This is a genomic window from Pseudomonas sp. FG6 (assembly GCF_057809015.1).
On the sequence record NZ_JBMDJD010000001.1, the window covers coordinates 116,748 to 134,114 of the forward strand.

At 58.1% G+C, this 17,367-nt stretch carries 18 protein-coding genes; 2 read left to right on the forward strand and 16 right to left on the reverse strand.

The features are described 5' to 3' along the window. Positions 1-26: 26 nt before the first annotated feature. The 16 genes from atpG to rpmH form a co-directional block, all read right to left on the reverse strand. Complete coding sequence (atpG, locus tag ACODSJ_RS00475; RefSeq protein ID WP_030139034.1) at positions 27-887, reverse strand: F0F1 ATP synthase subunit gamma; 861 nt, start codon at positions 885-887, stop codon at positions 27-29. Positions 888-937: 50 nt separating this feature from the next. Further along, on the reverse strand, positions 938-2,482 hold the full coding sequence (gene atpA, locus ACODSJ_RS00480; RefSeq protein ID WP_489099861.1) for a F0F1 ATP synthase subunit alpha: 1,545 nt from the start codon (positions 2,480-2,482) through the stop codon (positions 938-940). A gap of 21 nt (positions 2,483-2,503) precedes the next feature. Next, positions 2,504-3,040 (reverse strand): F0F1 ATP synthase subunit delta, encoded by a 537-nt coding sequence (locus tag ACODSJ_RS00485; RefSeq protein ID WP_003187192.1) that lies wholly within the window; start codon positions 3,038-3,040, stop codon positions 2,504-2,506. Positions 3,041-3,052: 12 nt separating this feature from the next. Further along, positions 3,053-3,523, reverse strand: a complete 471-nt coding sequence (locus tag ACODSJ_RS00490; protein WP_260958366.1) for a F0F1 ATP synthase subunit B — start codon at positions 3,521-3,523, stop codon at positions 3,053-3,055. A 58-nt stretch (positions 3,524-3,581) separates the two neighbouring features. Continuing rightward, a complete protein-coding gene (gene atpE, locus ACODSJ_RS00495; RefSeq protein WP_003097235.1) occupies positions 3,582-3,839 on the reverse strand; it encodes a F0F1 ATP synthase subunit C in 258 nt (85 codons plus the stop codon). A gap of 131 nt (positions 3,840-3,970) precedes the next feature. Then, positions 3,971-4,840 (reverse strand): F0F1 ATP synthase subunit A, encoded by an 870-nt coding sequence (gene atpB, locus ACODSJ_RS00500; protein ID WP_489099862.1) that lies wholly within the window; start codon positions 4,838-4,840, stop codon positions 3,971-3,973. Between the two features lie 16 nt (positions 4,841-4,856). Beyond that, on the reverse strand, positions 4,857-5,264 hold the full coding sequence (locus ACODSJ_RS00505; protein ID WP_489099863.1) for a F0F1 ATP synthase subunit I: 408 nt from the start codon (positions 5,262-5,264) through the stop codon (positions 4,857-4,859). Between the two features lie 148 nt (positions 5,265-5,412). Beyond that, positions 5,413-6,285: a ParB/RepB/Spo0J family partition protein gene (locus ACODSJ_RS00510; protein ID WP_489099864.1), complete on the reverse strand. Its 873-nt coding sequence runs from the start codon at positions 6,283-6,285 to the stop codon at positions 5,413-5,415. A 9-nt stretch (positions 6,286-6,294) separates the two neighbouring features. Beyond that, the gene (locus ACODSJ_RS00515) at positions 6,295-7,092 is read right to left on the reverse strand and encodes a ParA family protein (protein WP_260958362.1); all 798 of its coding nucleotides are present in this window, start codon (positions 7,090-7,092) and stop codon (positions 6,295-6,297) included. Between the two features lie 18 nt (positions 7,093-7,110). After that, positions 7,111-7,746 (reverse strand): 16S rRNA (guanine(527)-N(7))-methyltransferase RsmG, encoded by a 636-nt coding sequence (gene rsmG / locus ACODSJ_RS00520; protein ID WP_489099999.1) that lies wholly within the window; start codon positions 7,744-7,746, stop codon positions 7,111-7,113. A 5-nt stretch (positions 7,747-7,751) separates the two neighbouring features. After that, positions 7,752-9,644, reverse strand: a complete 1,893-nt coding sequence (mnmG, locus tag ACODSJ_RS00525) for a tRNA uridine-5-carboxymethylaminomethyl(34) synthesis enzyme MnmG (RefSeq protein ID WP_489099865.1) — start codon at positions 9,642-9,644, stop codon at positions 7,752-7,754. 564 nt (positions 9,645-10,208) lie between these two features. Further along, positions 10,209-11,579, reverse strand: a complete 1,371-nt coding sequence (gene mnmE / locus ACODSJ_RS00530; protein WP_489099866.1) for a tRNA uridine-5-carboxymethylaminomethyl(34) synthesis GTPase MnmE — start codon at positions 11,577-11,579, stop codon at positions 10,209-10,211. An 82-nt stretch (positions 11,580-11,661) separates the two neighbouring features. Continuing rightward, positions 11,662-13,344 (reverse strand): membrane protein insertase YidC, encoded by a 1,683-nt coding sequence (gene yidC, locus ACODSJ_RS00535; protein WP_489099867.1) that lies wholly within the window; start codon positions 13,342-13,344, stop codon positions 11,662-11,664. A 2-nt stretch (positions 13,345-13,346) separates the two neighbouring features. Next, positions 13,347-13,592: a membrane protein insertion efficiency factor YidD gene (gene yidD / locus ACODSJ_RS00540; RefSeq protein WP_489099868.1), complete on the reverse strand. Its 246-nt coding sequence runs from the start codon at positions 13,590-13,592 to the stop codon at positions 13,347-13,349. Next, positions 13,585-13,983, reverse strand: coding sequence for a ribonuclease P protein component (gene rnpA / locus ACODSJ_RS00545; protein ID WP_489100000.1), 399 nt, complete (start codon positions 13,981-13,983; stop codon positions 13,585-13,587). The genes yidD and rnpA overlap by 8 nt, the downstream gene beginning before the upstream one ends. 16 nt (positions 13,984-13,999) lie before the next feature. Continuing rightward, positions 14,000-14,134, reverse strand: coding sequence for a 50S ribosomal protein L34 (gene rpmH, locus ACODSJ_RS00550; RefSeq protein WP_003213577.1), 135 nt, complete (start codon positions 14,132-14,134; stop codon positions 14,000-14,002). Positions 14,135-14,699: 565 nt separating this feature from the next. Between rpmH and dnaA the strand changes: the two genes are divergently transcribed. Together dnaA and dnaN are read left to right on the forward strand one after the other, a co-directional pair. After that, on the forward strand, positions 14,700-16,220 hold the full coding sequence (gene dnaA / locus ACODSJ_RS00555; RefSeq protein WP_489099869.1) for a chromosomal replication initiator protein DnaA: 1,521 nt from the start codon (positions 14,700-14,702) through the stop codon (positions 16,218-16,220). A 39-nt stretch (positions 16,221-16,259) separates the two neighbouring features. Beyond that, positions 16,260-17,363 carry a DNA polymerase III subunit beta gene (dnaN, locus tag ACODSJ_RS00560; protein WP_489099870.1) on the forward strand — a complete coding sequence of 368 codons (1,104 nt, stop codon included), beginning with the start codon at positions 16,260-16,262 and terminating at the stop codon, positions 17,361-17,363. Positions 17,364-17,367 lie beyond the last annotated feature (4 nt).

Here is a 17,367-nt window from a genome sequence, read left to right on the forward strand (position 1 = left end):
GCTGGATCCTCTGAATATTTGAACCGTTAAACCGCGGCAGCGCCGCCGACGATTTCCGAGATCTCTTGGGTGATCGCAGCCTGACGCGCCTTGTTGTAGATCAGCTGCAAATCGCTGATCAAATCACCGGCGTTGTCGGTAGCGTTCTTCATCGCGATCATCCGCGCGGCCTGTTCGGCTGCGTTGTTCTCGACCACCGCCTGGTAGACCTGCGACTCCACGTAGCGGACCATCAAGCCGTCGAGCAGCTCCTTGGCATCCGGTTCGTAGAGATAGTCCCAGTGGTGCTTGAGTTCCTGTTCCGGGGTCGCCACCAGTGGAATCAACTGCTCCACGGTCGGCTGTTGCGTCATGGTGTTGATGAACTTGTTGGATACCACGGACAGGCGGTCGATCCGGCCTTCCAGGTAAGCATCCAGCATCACCTTGACGCTGCCGATCAGGTCATTGATCGACGGTTCTTCACCCAGGTGGCTGATAGCGGCGACGACGTTACCGCCGAAGTTGCGGAAGAAAGCCGCACCCTTGCTACCTACCACACACAGATCGATCTCGACGCCTTGTTCGCGGTTTACCGCCATGTCCTTGACCAGGGCCTTGAACAGGTTGGTGTTCAAGCCACCGCACAGACCACGGTCACTGCTCACCACAACGTAACCGACGCGCTTGACGGCGCGGTCGATCATGAACGGGTGGCGATATTCCGGGTTGGCGTTGGCCAGATGACCAATCACCTGGCGGATGCGCTCCGCATAAGGACGGCTAGCAGCCATGCGCATTTGTGCCTTGCGCATTTTGCTGACCGCCACTTTTTCCATGGCGCTGGTAATCTTTTGCGTGCTTTTGATGCTCGCAATCTTACTGCGAATCTCTTTTGCGCCTGCCATGTAACACCTATCAGGTTAGCAAGCGGGAGCCTTGCGGCTCCCGCTGCGGCTTACCAGGTTTGGGTGGCCTTGAACTTCTCGATACCGGCTTTGAGGCCAGCGTCGATTTCGTCATTGAAGTCACCTTTCACGTTGATCTTGGCCATCAAATCGGCGTGATCGCGGTTGAAGAAAGCAATCAGCGCTTGTTCGAAGCTGCCGATCTTGGTGATTTCAATGTCAGTCAGGAACCCACGCTCAGCGGCATACAGCGACAGCGACATGTCGGCGATCGACATAGGCGCGTATTGCTTCTGCTTCATCAGCTCGGTAACGCGCTGACCATGCTCAAGTTGCTTACGGGTCGCTTCGTCCAGGTCAGAAGCGAACTGGGCGAATGCCGCCAGTTCACGGTACTGGGCCAGGGCGGTACGGATACCACCGGACAGCTTCTTGATGATCTTGGTCTGAGCGGCACCACCCACACGGGATACCGAAACACCGGCGTTCACAGCAGGACGGATGCCCGAGTTGAACATGGCCGATTCCAGGAAGATCTGACCGTCGGTGATGGAGATCACGTTGGTCGGAACGAACGCGGAAACGTCGCCAGCCTGGGTTTCGATGATCGGCAGTGCGGTCAGGGAACCGGTCTTGCCAGTCACTGCGCCGTTGGTGAACTTCTCTACGTACTCTTCCGAAACGCGGGATGCGCGCTCCAGCAGACGGGAGTGGAGATAGAACACGTCGCCTGGGTAAGCTTCACGTCCTGGTGGACGGCGCAGCAGCAGGGAAATCTGGCGGTAGGCCACTGCTTGCTTGGACAGATCGTCATAAACGATCAGCGCGTCTTCACCGCGGTCGCGGAAGTATTCGCCCATGGTGCAACCGGAGTACGGTGCCAGGAACTGCAGCGCAGCCGATTCGGAGGCGCTGGCGGCAACGATGATGGTGTTAGCCAGTGCACCGTTTTCTTCCAGCTTGCGAACCACGTTGGCGATGGTCGATTGTTTCTGACCGATTGCCACGTAGACGCAGAAGATACCGCTGTTTTTCTGGTTGATGATCGCGTCGATCGCCAGAGCGGTCTTACCGATCTGACGGTCACCGATGATCAGCTCACGCTGGCCACGGCCGACTGGGATCATGGCATCGACAGCCTTGTAGCCAGTCTGTACAGGCTGGTCTACCGACTTACGCCAGATCACGCCTGGAGCAACTTTCTCGACCGCGTCGGTCTCGGTGTTGTTCAGCGGACCTTTGCCGTCAACAGGGTTACCCAGTGCGTCGACTACGCGACCCAGCAGTTCCTTACCAACAGGAACTTCGAGGATGCGGCCGGTGCACTTGGCGCTCATGCCTTCAGCCAGAGACGTGTAGGCGCCCAGTACCACGGCACCTACGGAGTCTTGCTCCAGGTTGAGGGCCATACCGTAGACGCCGCCCGGAAACTCGATCATTTCGCCGTACATGACGTCGGCCAGACCGTGAATCCGCACGATACCGTCAGATACGCTGACGACAGTGCCTTCGTTACGGGCTTGGGAGGTCACATCGAGCTTTTCGATGCGGCCCTTGATAATTTCACTTATTTCGGAAGGATTGAGTTGCTGCATTGCTCTGCTGCCCCTTCAAACTCAAGATTTCAATGCTTCGGCAAGTTTCGCGATTTTGCCGCGAATCGAGCCATCGATAACCAGGTCGCCGGCGCGGATGACAACGCCCCCAATGAGGGACTTGTCTTCCTCGACTTGCAGGCGCACTTCCCGGTTGAGTCGTGCACTGAGAACCTTGGCGAGTTTGTCTTGCTGTTCTTGGTTCAATGCAAAAGCACTGGTGACTTCCACGTCTACCGACTTCTCTTGTTCGGCCTTGTACAGGTCGAAAAGCGCGGCGATCTCCGGCAGGAGCGGGAGACGGTCGTTTTCGGCAACGACGTGGATGAAATTCTGTGCCTTGGCATCGAACTTGTCGCCGCACACGTCAATGAACGTGGCGGCCTTTTCTGCGCTCGTCAGTCGCGGGGCCTTGAGCACGCGCTGCATGGTGTCGTCTTGCGACACCGCTGCTGCCAGGCCGAGCATGGCTGACCAATTGGCCAGTTGCTGGTGGGCCTGAGCGTGCTCGAAGGCCGCCTTAGCGTAAGGTCGGGCCAACGTGGTCAGTTCTGCCATGATCGCCCTCGCTTAGATTTCAGCAGCCAGTTGGTTAACCAGCTCTGCGTGCGCGTTTTGATCGATTGTGGCACCCAGGATCTTCGAAGCACCGCCAACGGCCAGGCTACCCACTTGGGCACGCAGCGCGTCTTTGACACTGTTGAGTTCCTGTTCGATCTCGGCTTGAGCCTGAGCCTTCACACGGTCAGCTTCGACGCGAGCCTGTTCACGGGCTTCGTCGACAATCTGGGTACCGCGTTTCTTGGCTTGCTCGATGATTTCAGCTGCCTGAGCTTTCGCTTCGCGCAGTTGCTGACCCACTTTCTCATGGGCCAACTCCAGGTCGCGAGCTGCACGGCTGGCAGCGTCCAGACCATCAGCGATCTTCTTTTGACGTTCGTGCAGTGCTGCGATGACCGGAGGCCATACGCACTTCATGCAGAACAGTACAAAAATCAGGAACGCAACGGACTGGCCAATCAGGGTCGCATTAATGTTCACGCCAACACCTCGCAGTTACGTTGTCCATCACACCAATCTACTCGAGAGATCCGAGTAATTAGCCAGCGATTTGACCAACGAACGGGTTCGCAAAGGTGAAGAACAGAGCGATACCAACACCGATCATGGTTACGGCGTCGAGCAGACCGGCCACGATGAACATCTTAACTTGCAGCATTGGAACCATTTCTGGTTGACGCGCAGCGCCTTCCAGGAACTTGCCGCCCAGCAGGCCGAAACCAATTGCGGTACCCAGTGCGCCCAGGCCGATCAACAGTGCAACAGCGATAGCGGTTAGACCAACTACAGTTTCCATCTTTCCTCCCGACTTTTACGTCGTATGGTTTAGGTTTTTAGATTAAAGCGGTAAAACAAATCGTTTCAGCAGCCCTGTTCGGGCTCCTTCCCGTTTCACCGGGAAGGACATCAGACTAGTCGAGACTGGTCTTAATGGTTTTCTTCGTGCGCCATCGACAGGTAGACGATGGTCAGCATCATGAAGATGAACGCCTGCAGGGTGATGATCAGGATGTGGAACACAGCCCACGCCCACTGCAGTACAACGCCCAGGCCGCTGAGCCAGAGCAGGCCGCTGCCGAACATGACAGCGATCAGGATGAACACCAGCTCGCCGGCATACATGTTGCCGAACAGACGCAGGGCCAGAGAGATCGGTTTGGCGATCAGGGTCACGAATTCCAGCAGGAAGTTCACCGGGATCAGCAGGGCTTGAACCAGGATGTTCTTGCTGCCGAACGGGTGCAGGGTCAGTTCGCCGATGAAGCCGCCGATGCCCTTGACCTTGATGCTATAGAAAATGATCAGTGCGAAGACCGAGAACGCCATGCCCAGGGTCGCGTTCGGGTCGGTGGTCGACACGGCGCGGAACGGGATGTGGTGGTCACCGGTGATGAGGATGGCCAACTGAGGAATCCAGTCGACCGGTACCAGGTCGACGGCGTTCATCAGGAACACCCAGACGAAAATGGTCAGGGCCAGCGGTGCAATCACCGGACTACGGCCGTGGAAGCTGTCCTTCACGCTGCCATCGACGAACTCGACCAGCACTTCAACGAAGTTCTGCAGTGCGCCCGGCTGGCCGGAAGTGGCTTTCTTTGCCGCCATGCGGAAAAGAAACACGAAGATCAGGCCCAGTGCGATCGACCAGCCGAGGGTATCGACGTGGAAAGCCCAGAAGCCCATTGCCTTGGCTTCTGCAGCGGAGTGGGCAAAGCCCCAGCCGCCGTTGGGTAGCTGACCGAAGGTCAGGTTCTGCAAGTGGTGCTGGATATAGCCCGAAGCGGTTGTCTCTGCCATGGTTGCCTCAAACGCCCTAAGGTCTCGAAAGTCTTGTTCTCATTAGCAGGGGAGCGAACCAGCTGACCAGTTGGGTCAGCACGAAGACGCCGAATACAGCCAGCGGCGCCAATGGCTTCACACCTGCAAACGTCAGCGCAAACAGCACTGCCGTCAAAATCAGTTTCCCCGCCTCGCCGGCATAAAAAGACCGGACGATGGCTTGGGCTGCTCGGGCGCCGGAAAACCGAAAGGCCCTGTGAGCAAAGTAAACATTGGGGAGCAAGGCTATCAGGCCTCCGCAAAGACCTGAGTATCCGGCGACGACTCCTTTCCATTGCCAGAGCGCCAACGTGGCGATCAGTACAACGGCCAATTGGGCCATCAACACCGGGAAAACTGCCAGACGATGGAACGGCAAGCGGTTTGGCGTGCGGGTTTCCATCGCTTTTGCTCTCCAATAGTCGGCCGCCATAATTCAATAACTTGGCATAATTTGTGCCGACAAAATGCGCGCAGAGTATAGGGGCGGTTTTGCCCCTATTCAACTGCCGGGTAGTGATTTCCGACTGCGCGCTACAAGAGCAATTGTTTCAGCGAATGTGTGCAAGGACACCTTGCAGCTCATCGAGGGAATTGTAACCAATGACCAATTTCCCCTTGCCCTTCTTTCCGTGGCGAATCTGCACCGCAGAGCCCAGGCGCTCGGCCAGGCGCTGTTCGAGGCGGGCGATATCCGGGTCGGTTTTTGGGGCTTCGACAGGTGCCGGTTTACCGTTCAGCCACTGGCGAACCAGTGCCTCGGTCTGGCGCACGGTGAGGCCTCGTGCGACAACATGTCGCGCCCCTTCAACTTGTTGATTTTCCGGCAAACCCAGCAATGCCCGCGCATGACCCATTTCCAGGTCGCCATGGGACAGCATGGTCTTGATGACCTCAGGCAAGGCAATCAGGCGCAACAGGTTGGCCACGGTCACGCGGGACTTGCCCACCGCCTCGGCAACCTGTTGCTGGGTCAGCTGAAATTCCTGCTGCAAGCGCTGCAGGGCGACCGCTTCCTCGATCGGGTTGAGGTCTTCGCGCTGGATATTCTCGATCAACGCCATGGCGATGGCGGTTTCATCCGGCACATCGCGAACCATCGCAGGAATGGTTTCCTGGCCGGCCTGCTGGCTGGCACGCCAGCGGCGTTCACCGGCAATGATCTCGAAACGCCCGCTGCCGATCGAACGCACCACGATCGGTTGCATGACGCCCTGGGTCTTGATTGACTGGGCCAGCTCTTCCAGCGCCTGCGGATCCATGTCCCGGCGCGGCTGGTACTTGCCGCGCTGGATCAGGTCCAGGGGCAGGTGTTGCAACTCGCGCTGATCGGCCTGCACGGCCGCTTCTTCCAGCGCGCTGACAGTCGGACCGCTGAGCAGCGCATCCAGTCCACGTCCGAGACCACGTTTCTTGACGGCCATGGGGTTTCCTTAAGTTGGCTGGGCGGCAGCGATGCGGGGGTTACGGCGCTGACGACGAACCATCTCGCCCGCCAGGGCCAGATAGGCCAGCGCACCACGGGATTGTTTATCGTAGGCCAGGGCCGGCATGCCGTAGCTCGGCGCTTCAGCCAGGCGGATGTTGCGCGGGATGACCGTGTCGTAGAGCTGCTCGCCAAAGTGTTCCTTGAGCTGGGCCGACACATCGTTCATCAGGCTCAGGCGCGGGTCATACATGGTCCGCAGCAGGCCTTCGACCTTCAGGTCCGGGTTCAGCAATTCGGCGATGCGCTTGATGTTATCCACAAGGTCGCTCAACCCTTCCAGGGCGAAGTACTCGCACTGCATGGGGATAATGACCCCATCGGCGGCCACCAAGGCATTGAGGGTCAGCATCGACAGCGACGGCGGGCAGTCGATCAGGATGTAGTCGTAGTTCTCGCGGATCGGCGCCAAGGCGCTGCGCAGACGGCTTTCCTTCATCTGCATTTCCAACAGCACCACTTCAGCCGCCGTCAGGTCACGGTTGGCCGGCAGCAGTTGATAACCGCCGTGCTCGGAGAAGTGCATGGCCTGGGCCAGATCGCACTCACCGATCAGCACATCGTAGATGGAGTTCTCCAGGCCATGTTTATCCACACCGCTACCCATGGTGGCGTTGCCCTGTGGATCAAGATCGATCAGCAGCACGCGTCGCTTGGTCGCGACCAGCGATGCTGCGAGGTTGATGCAGGTGGTGGTCTTGCCCACACCACCCTTCTGGTTCGCTATCGCGAATACCTTAGCCATTCTTGCTTGTGTTCCCAATCATGCCGTGCGGCGCAGTATCAGCAGATGGCGTTGGCCTTGGCAACCGGGTACGGCCAGGGCGTGTTCGCTATCGAGGTGGAAGTCTGGCGGCAATGCTACCAGCTCATCGGCCGGATGAACGCCCTTCATTGCCAGCCAACGTGTATCGGCGTCGCCCAGGTGGCGAGTCCAGTTGCTGAAGTTTTCCATGCTGCTGAACGCCCGGGAGATGATCCCGTTGAACGGCTGTGCAGGCTGGAACGCTTCGACGCGGCTGTGGATAACTTGCAGGTTATCCAGCTGGAGTTCGAGTTTGACCTGGGTGAGGAAACGGGTTTTCTTGCCGTTGCTGTCCAGGCAAGTCACTTGCGAGCCTGGAAACAGGATGGCCAGCGGGATTCCCGGCATGCCGCCGCCACTGCCGACGTCCAGCCAGCGACCGTCTTCGATGAAGGACATCACGCTGAGACTGTCGAGCAAATGGCGGGAAACCATTTCATCCGGATCGCGCACCGCCGTCAGGTTGTAGGCCTTGTTCCATTTGATCAACAGCGCCAGGTAACCCAGCAGCTGCGCGTGCTGGGCTTCGGTCAGGCTGACGCCGAGCTGACGGGCACCTGTGGATAACTCTTCGGCGTGTTGCAAGGTGACCATCGAACTCAAGCGCTTTGCTCCAACTGGCGGCCCGCGCCGCGTTTTTTCAAATGAATCATCAACAGGGAAATCGCCGCCGGGGTCACGCCGGGAATGCGCGAAGCCTGGCCCAGGGTTTCCGGACGGGTGGCACCGAGCTTGCTCTGGATTTCTTTCGACAGCCCGGAAATGCTCGTGTAATCGATATCCACAGGCAGTTTGGTGTCTTCACTGGCGCGCAGACGGGCAATTTCGTCCTGTTGACGATCGATGTACCCGGCGTACTTGGTCTTGATCTCGACCTGCTCGGCAACCTGTGGATCTTCTGCGCCCTGGCCGGTGACTTGCACCAAGCCGGCGTAATCGATTTCGGGGCGGCTCAACAGGTTGAGCAAATTGTATTCGTGGGTCAGCGGCGTACCGAACTTCTGCGCGACAGCATCGCCCTGCTCGGTACCTGGACGAACCCAGGTGGTTTTCAGGCGCTGCTCTTCCAGCTCGATGCCCTCGCGTTTCTTGCAAAACGCGGCCCAGCGCACGTCATCCACCAGCCCCAGCTCACGACCTTTCTCGGTCAGGCGCAGATCGGCATTGTCTTCGCGCAGGATCAGGCGATATTCGGCGCGGGAGGTAAACATCCGATACGGTTCCTGGGTTCCCAGGGTAATCAGGTCATCCACAAGTACGCCGATGTAGGCCTCGTCCCGACGCGGGCACCAGCTGTCCTTGCCCTGGGCACGCAGCGCAGCGTTGGCCCCGGCCAGCAGACCTTGGGCACCGGCTTCTTCGTAGCCGGTGGTGCCGTTGATCTGCCCGGCAAAGAACAGACCGCCGATGACTTTGGTTTCCAGGCTGTACTTCAGGTCGCGCGGGTCGAAATAGTCGTACTCGATGGCATAGCCTGGGCGAACGATGTGGGCGTTTTCCATCCCGCGAATCGATTGCACGATCTGCAACTGCACGTCGAACGGCAAGGATGTGGATATCCCGTTCGGGTACAGCTCATGGGTCGTCAAACCTTCCGGCTCGATGAAGACCTGATGGCTTTCCTTGTCGGCAAAACGATGGATCTTGTCTTCGATCGACGGGCAATAACGTGGCCCGATACCCTCGATTACGCCGGAATACATGGGCGAGCGATCGAGGTTGGCCGCGATGATCTCGTGAGTACGGGCATTGGTGTGGGTAATCCAGCAGCTCACCTGTTTCGGGTGCAACGCCTTGGAGCCCATGAACGACATCACCGGAATCGGCGTATCGCCCGGTTGTTCGGTCATCACCGAGAAATCCACAGACCGCCCATCGATACGCGGCGGGGTGCCGGTTTTCAGGCGACCGACACGCAGTGGCAATTCACGCAGGCGCTGGGCCAGGGCGATCGACGGTGGATCCCCGGCGCGACCACCGGAATAGTTCTGCATGCCGATGTGGATAAGTCCACCGAGGAAGGTCCCGGTGGTCAGTACCACGGAATCGGCGAAGAAACGCAGGCCCATTTGGGTCACGACGCCGCGTACCTGGTCCTGTTCGACAATCAGGTCATCGGCTGCCTGTTGAAATATCCACAGGTTCGGCTGGTTTTCCAGGATTTCGCGGACAGCGGCCTTGTAGAGCACTCGATCGGCTTGGGCGCGCGTGGCACGTACCGCCGGGCCTTTGCGGCTGTTCAATACGCGGAACTGGATACCGCCTTTATCGGTGGCCAAGGCCATCGCACCGCCAAGGGCATCGATTTCCTTGACCAGATGGCTCTTGCCGATCCCACCAATGGCGGGGTTGCAGCTCATGGCGCCGAGGGTTTCCACGTTGTGCGTCAGCAACAGGGTCTTTGCCCCCATGCGCGCTGATGCAAGTGCTGCCTCGGTACCGGCATGACCGCCGCCGATGACGATCACTTCAAAACGGGAAGGGAAATCCACCACGCACCTCGTGCCTGCTTAATTCAGGTAATTCGGAAATAGGTATTGAGTCTGGCCTGGGCGTTTTTTGAGCCAGGTCGGCAAGTATAGGGGCTTCCCCTTTCCTAAAGAACCCTTTGCACAAAATTTAACCAGCTGTGGAAAACTCGCGGTTAAAAAAATAAAAAAGAAAGAAATTTATAAAATCTTTGTTTTTATGTTTATTCTTAGGCCAGTACATATCTGTGGATAAACCTACACAGCCCTTTATTTACCTTGTGTACAGAGATTCAAAACCCTGTGGTCATGTGCCACTGAGGGGATTGGATAACTGGTGTAAGCCTGTGGATGAATGAGGTGCTTATCCACAGAGGCGGTTGTCTTCAGTTTTGAAGGGGGTTTATCAACCGAGCTCAGGAGCAGTTATTCACAGAGCTTAATCCACAGCGAACACCTACCCGGCGCTGTCGAAGCGCCCACAGGTGAGCCGCCATCAAGGGCAATCGTGTGAGAAGAGAAAGGGAAGAACCGGGTTTGCGTTAGGTTCGATGGGCGTTCGAGGACAAACCCGGTTGATCGGAGGGGCTATTTACCGATGCAGAAGCTGGAAAAGATCCGTCCCAACAGGTCATCAGAGCTGAAAGCGCCGGTGATTTCGCCAAGGGACTGCTGCGCCTGGCGCAGGTCTTCGGCCAATAGCTCGCCTGCCCCTGCCAAGGTCAGTTGTGCGCGGCCGTGTTCCAGGGCTGCGCTGGCGTAGCGCAAGGCCTCGAGATGGCGTCGGCGGGCGCTGAAGCTGCTTTCCGAGGTCTGCTCATAGCCCATGCAGGCCTTGAGGTGTTCGCGCAGCAGTTCCAGGCCTTCTCCTGCCGATTTGGCGCTCAGGCTGATGGTCACATGGCCGTCATTGCTGACTTCCAGGACTATCGCCTCCCCGGTCAGGTCGGCCTTGTTGCGTATCAGCGTGACTTTGGCCGGGTCCGGACGAACCTCCAGGAATTCAGGCCACAAGGCGAAGGGGTCATCGGCCTCTGGCGCTGTGGCGTCCACGACCAGCAGCACCCGATCGGCCTCGCCGATGGCCTTCAAGGCGCGTTCCACGCCAATTTTTTCCACATGATCGTCGGTGTCGCGTAAACCAGCGGTGTCCACCACATGCAGCGGCATGCCGTCGATGTGGATATGTTCGCGCAAGATATCGCGAGTGGTGCCGGCGATCTCGGTGACAATGGCCGCCTCGCGCCCTGCGAGCGCATTCAGGAGGCTGGATTTTCCGGCGTTTGGCCGGCCGGCGATTACAACCGTCATTCCGTCGCGTAACAACGCGCCCTGCCCGGCTTCGCGTATGACGGTGGATAACTCATCCCGCACCTTGTCGAGCAGGCCCAGCACGTGGCCATCGGCGAGGAAGTCGATTTCCTCTTCAGGGAAATCAATCGCTGCCTCGACATAAATCCGCAAGCCGATCAATTGCTCGGTGAGGTTATGCACCCGTGTGGAAAACGCCCCCTGCAACGAACGCAGCGCATTGCGTGCCGCCTGCGCAGAGCTGGCTTCGATCAAATCGGCAATCGCCTCGGCCTGGGCCAAGTCGAGCTTGTCATTGAGAAATGCCCGCTCGCTGAATTCACCCGGCCGTGCGAGACGGCAACCCAATTCAAGGCAGCGCTTGAGCAGCATGTCCAGCACGATGGGACCACCGTGCCCTTGCAGTTCCAGCACGTCTTCACCGGTGAACGAGTTCGGCCCCGGGAAATACAAGGCCAGGCCTTCGTCCAGCACTTGCTGGTCCTGACTGAAAAACGGCCCGTAATGAGCAAATCGCGGTTTGAGTTCTCGGCCACTGATGGCCTTGGCCGCAGCACTGGCCAAAGGGCCCGAAATACGGACGATGCCGACACCGCCGCGACCTTGGGCAGTGGCAACGGCGGCGATGGTTTCACGCGGTGCGCTCATAAACCGGTATCCAGGCAAAAAGTGGCAGATAGCAAAACGCCCCACGAGGGGGCGTTTTGTGTGGTTTTATCCACAGGGCAAGTTACGCCTCGGCTTTTTTCGTAGCCGCTTCGATCCTACGCGTGATGTACCACTGTTGAGTAATGGACAACACGTTGTTCACAACCCAGTACAGCACAAGACCGGCCGGGAACCACAGGAAGAAGAAGGTGAAGATGATTGGCATCATTTTCATGACCTTCGCCTGCATCGGGTCCGGTGGCGTCGGGTTCAACTGCTGCTGGATGAACATGGTCGCGCCCATGATGATCGGCAGGATGAAGAACGGATCCTTGATCGACAGGTCGGTAATCCACAGCATGAACGGTGCCTGACGCATCTCCACGCTTTCGAGCAGAACCCAGTAAAGCGACAGGAACACAGGCATCTGTACAAGAATCGGCAAGCAACCGCCCAGTGGGTTGATCTTCTCTTTCTTGTACAGCTCCATCATGGCCTGGGACATTTTCTGCCGGTCATCGCCATGTTGCTCTTTCAGAGCGGCCAGTTTCGGAGCCACTGCGCGCATGCGAGCCATGGATTTGTAGCTGGCGGCCGACAGAGGGAAGAAGATCCCCTTGATCAGCATGGTCAGGAAGATGATCGACCAACCCCAGTTGCCGACGATGCTGTGGATATGTTGCAGCAGCCAGAAAATCGGCTGGGCAATGAACCACAAGAAGCCGTAATCCACGGTCAGTTCCAGACCTGGGGACAACTGTTTCAGGACGGCCTGGCTTTTCGGGCCGGCGTACAGGATCGCGCCGGTTTCAGCCTTGGCACCTGGCGCTGCGCTCAATGCCGGGCCGGTGTAGCCGATGATGTAGTTGCCTTTGCTGTCTTTACGCGTCTGGACGATGTTGCTCTCGCCCTTCTGCGGGATCCACGCGGTTACAAAATAGTGTTGCAACCAGGCAACCCAACCACCTTGGACCGTTTCCTTGAGCTGCGCCTTGTCCATGTCCTTCATGGACACTTTCTTGTACGGCTCCGAACTTGTCCACAGGGCAGCACCCAGGTAAGTCGCGGTACCGGTAGCGGTGCTTGAGGAAGGATCGGAGCTGGCATCACGCTTGAGTTGCGCGAACATCGCACCGGACCACGGCTGGGCGCTCTGGTTGTCGACCAGGTAGGAAACGGTTACGTCATACAGGCCGCGTTTCAAGGTGAAACGCTTGGTGTAGTTGACGCCGTCCTTGCTGAACTTCAGGTCCACGACCAGTTGGTCCTGGCCATCGGCCAGTTGATAAGTCTTCTTCTCGGCGGAGTAAATCGGGCGACCGGCCGGGCTTGCATCCGGACCGTTGGCACCGATCAGGCCGCTCTGGGCCAGATAAGTCCGCTCGTTGCCGTTGTCGAACAGCTGGAACGGGATCTCCGGGTGATCCTGGCGACGCGGATACAGCGGCAGCGTCAGCTGGGCAATATCACCACCTTGTGGATCGATCGCCAGGTCGAGCACGTCCGTCTTGATCTGGATGAGATCCTTGCTTGCAGCCACCGGGGCTTCGGCTGGCGCACTGGTGTCGCTTGCCGCGCGAGGGACGTCGTCATTGCTGGCGGCGTTGCTGCCAGTGGCGGTATCCGGCAGGCCCGGTGCGGTATTGCTGGCTGCAACATTCTGAGTCGGCAGGGCAGCCTGGCCATAGTCCTGGTTCCATTTAAGGACCATGACGTAGGACACGATTGCCAGGGCGACGATCAGGATCGTGCGTTTGATATCCATGATTACTCGGCCATCGAAGAAGAACGGGAGGTAGGGATAGGTGGAACCGGGTCATAACCACCGGGATTCCACGGATGACAGCGACCTAAACGACGAAAGGTCAGCCAGCCACCGCGCAGAAAGCCATGTTTTTCGATGGCTTCGTACGCGTAGCAGGAACAACTGGGGTAGAAACGACAGTGATTGGCCATCAGGGGACTAATGGCGTAGCGATAAAACTGGATCGGAACGAGTGCCAGTTTACGCATCTGGACTGTCTACCCCTACAGTTTCGGCGGCGGCTGGTGCTGGCTTGTTACGGGCCAGGCGTTTCCAGAGTTTGCCGAAATGCTGAATCAATTCGGGGTTCTCTACGTCACCCAAACCTTTGCGCGCGACGATAACAATGTCCCAGCCGACCAGTGAATCCTGGTTCAGACGAAACGATTCGCGCATCAGACGTTTGAGGCGATTGCGCTGAACGGAGAGCTTGACGCTCTTTTTCCCGATAACCAGCCCGAGACGGGGGTGATCGAGATCGTTGCTGCGCGCAAGGAGCAGGAGATTTTTCCCCGGAACCTTGCCGGTAGGGGAGTCGAAGACTGCCTTGAAATGCCGGGGGGTAAGCAGACGCTTTTCCCGACTGAAGTCCTGACTCACCTCCACTGCCGGATTATCAAACTGCCAGACGCGCACGACCTTTGGCGCGACGACGCGACAGGACGGCACGACCGTTCTTGGTAGCCATGCGAGCACGGAAACCGTGGGTACGAGCGCGTTTGATAGTGCTTGGTTGGAAAGTACGTTTCATGTCGTGTTACCTGGTTCGTCCACAACGGGCCGGAATGGCCCCCGTTTTAAGAGACCGGGGATTCTAGAGAAAGCAAGCCTCTAGGTCAATTTCCAACCAGTGTTTCCTTTAAATGACTACGGAGCCCTCAGGCAGATCGGTCCCGGTTGGCCAGATATAAAAATAAAGAAGGAAATTATTTAAAGCTTTTCTGTAAAGCTTGTAAAAGCTAGGCAGCCGATCGTCTGTGGATAACCAATTGCAAGCCTTGTATCTCGCTATGTACAGAGAATGACAAGTACAGGGGAAAGCCGTGGTCAGCCTGTGCTGGCAGGGCGGATAAGCTGTGTGTGGAAATGGCACTTATCCACAGTTGGCTTATCCACTGGGTTTCGGGCCCGGTTGTGCAACGACCTCAGGGCCGGTTATCCACAGAGCTTATCCACTGACCGCCCGTCGCCTTTTTGATGGTTAAGGCATTGATAAATCGTGGCCTATGGGCAAGGTGCATGTGGATAAGTGCTCGTCTGGTCGTTACAATGGCCGCTTGTTTTTGCCTCACCGGCTTTCAACTTAGGGGATATCCGTGTCAGTGGAACTTTGGCAGCAGTGCGTGGAGCTTTTGCGCGAGGAGCTGCCTGCCCAACAATTCAACACTTGGATCCGTCCACTACAGGTCGAAGCCGAAGGCGACGAGTTGCGCGTCTATGCACCGAACCGTTTCGTCCTCGACTGGGTCAACGAAAAGTACCTGGGCCGGGTGATGGAACTGCTCGATGAGCATGGCAATGGCATGGCACCTGCGTTGTCCTTATTAATAGGCAGCAAACGCAGTTCGGCACCGCGTGCCGCGCCTAACGCGCCGCTTGCGGCCGCCGCGTCCCAGGCCCAGGTTGCCGCCGCGCCGGTCAACCATGCCCCCGCTGCCGTTGCGCCTGCGCCGACAAAGGCCAACGCGCCAAAAGTCGCCGAGGTCAGCGAAGAGCCTTCCAGGGACAGTTTCGATCCAATGGCCGGCGCGAGTGCCCAGCAGGCGCCGGTACGTGCCGAACAGCGCACCGTGCAGGTCGAAGGTGCCCTCAAGCACACCAGCTATCTGAACCGCACCTTTACCTTCGAGAATTTCGTCGAGGGTAAATCCAACCAGCTGGCCCGCGCGGCCGCCTGGCAGGTCGCCGATAACCCCAAGCACGGCTACAACCCGCTCTTTCTTTATGGCGGGGTAGGCTTGGGTAAGACCCACTTGATGCATGCTGTGGGCAACCATCTATTAAAGAAGAACCCGAACGCCAAGGTCGTGTACCTGCATTCGGAGCGTTTCGTGGCCGATATGGTCAAGGCGCTGCAACTGAACGCGATCAACGAGTTCAAGCGTTTCTACCGTTCGGTGGACGCTTTGCTGATCGACGACATTCAGTTCTTCGCCCGCAAGGAGCGTTCACAGGAAGAGTTTTTCCACACCTTCAACGCATTGCTTGAAGGTGGCCAGCAGGTCATCCTCACCAGTGACCGGTACCCGAAAGAAATCGAAGGCCTTGAAGAGCGCCTCAAGTCCCGTTTTGGCTGGGGCCTGACGGTTGCCGTCGAGCCGCCGGAGCTGGAGACACGGGTGGCGATCCTGATGAAGAAAGCCGACCAGGCCAAGGTCGAGCTGCCTCACGATGCGGCATTCTTCATCGCCCAACGTATCCGTTCGAACGTTCGCGAGCTCGAGGGGGCCCTCAAGCGGGTAATCGCCCACTCGCACTTCATGGGCCGGGACATCACCATCGAACTGATTCGTGAGTCCTTGAAGGATCTGCTCGCCCTCCAGGACAAGCTGGTGTCTGTGGATAACATCCAGAGAACGGTTGCCGAATACTACAAGATCAAGATTTCCGACCTGCTGTCCAAACGCCGTTCGCGCTCGGTGGCTCGTCCGCGCCAGGTGGCCATGGCCCTGTCCAAGGAACTGACCAACCACAGTTTGCCGGAAATCGGCGATGTGTTCGGTGGGCGCGACCACACCACCGTGTTGCACGCCTGCCGCAAGATCAACGAACTTAAGGAATCCGACGCGGACATCCGCGAGGACTACAAGAACCTGCTGCGTACATTGACCACTTGATGACCACCAGCGCAGCTTATTAAGGCAAGGGACTAGACCATGCATTTCACCATTCAACGCGAAGCCCTGTTGAAACCCCTGCAACTGGTCGCAGGCGTCGTCGAACGCCGCCAGACCTTGCCGGTACTTTCCAACGTGCTGCTGGTTGTCGAAGGCCAGCAACTGTCGCTGACCGGTACCGACCTGGAAGTCGAGCTGGTTGGTCGTGTGCAACTTGAAGAACCGGCTGATCCGGGTTCCATCACCGTGCCTGCGCGCAAGCTGATGGACATCTGTAAAAGCCTGCCAAACGATGCGCTGATCGACATCAAGGTCGATGAGCAGAAACTCGTGGTCAAGGCCGGTCGCAGCCGTTTCACCCTGTCGACCCTGCCGGCCAACGATTTCCCGACCGTGGAAGAAGGCCCAGGCTCGCTGACCTGCAGTCTGGAACAAAGCAGGCTGCGTCGCCTGATCGAGCGCACGAGCTTCGCCATGGCCCAGCAAGACGTTCGTTATTACCTCAACGGCATGCTGCTGGAAGTGTCCGCCGGGGTGATCCGCGCTGTTGCCACCGACGGTCACCGCCTGGCCATGTGCTCGATGCAGGCCGACATCGGTCAACCCGATCGCCACCAAGTGATCGTGCCACGCAAAGGTATCCTGGAACTGGCCCGCCTGCTGACCGAGCCGGACGGCAACGTCAGCATCGTGCTGGGTCAACACCACATCCGTGCCACCACCGGCGAGTTCACCTTCACCTCGAAGCTGGTGGACGGCAAGTTCCCGGACTACGAGCGCGTGCTGCCCAAGGGTGGCGACAAAGTGGTCCTGGGCGACCGTCAGGCCCTGCGTGAAGCCTTCAGCCGTACCGCGATCCTGTCCAACGAGAAGTACCGTGGCATTCGCCTGCAACTGGCCAATGGTCAGCTGAAGATCCAGGCGAACAACCCGGAGCAAGAGGAAGCGGAAGAAGAAGTGGGTGTTGATTACAACGGCGGCTCCCTGGAAATCGGCTTCAACGTCAGCTACCTGCTCGACGTGCTGGGCGTGATGACCACTGAGCAAGTACGTCTGATCCTGTCCGACTCCAACAGCAGCGCGCTGGTGCAAGAGTCCGATAACGACGATTCGGCTTACGTTGTCATGCCGATGCGTCTGTAACCCT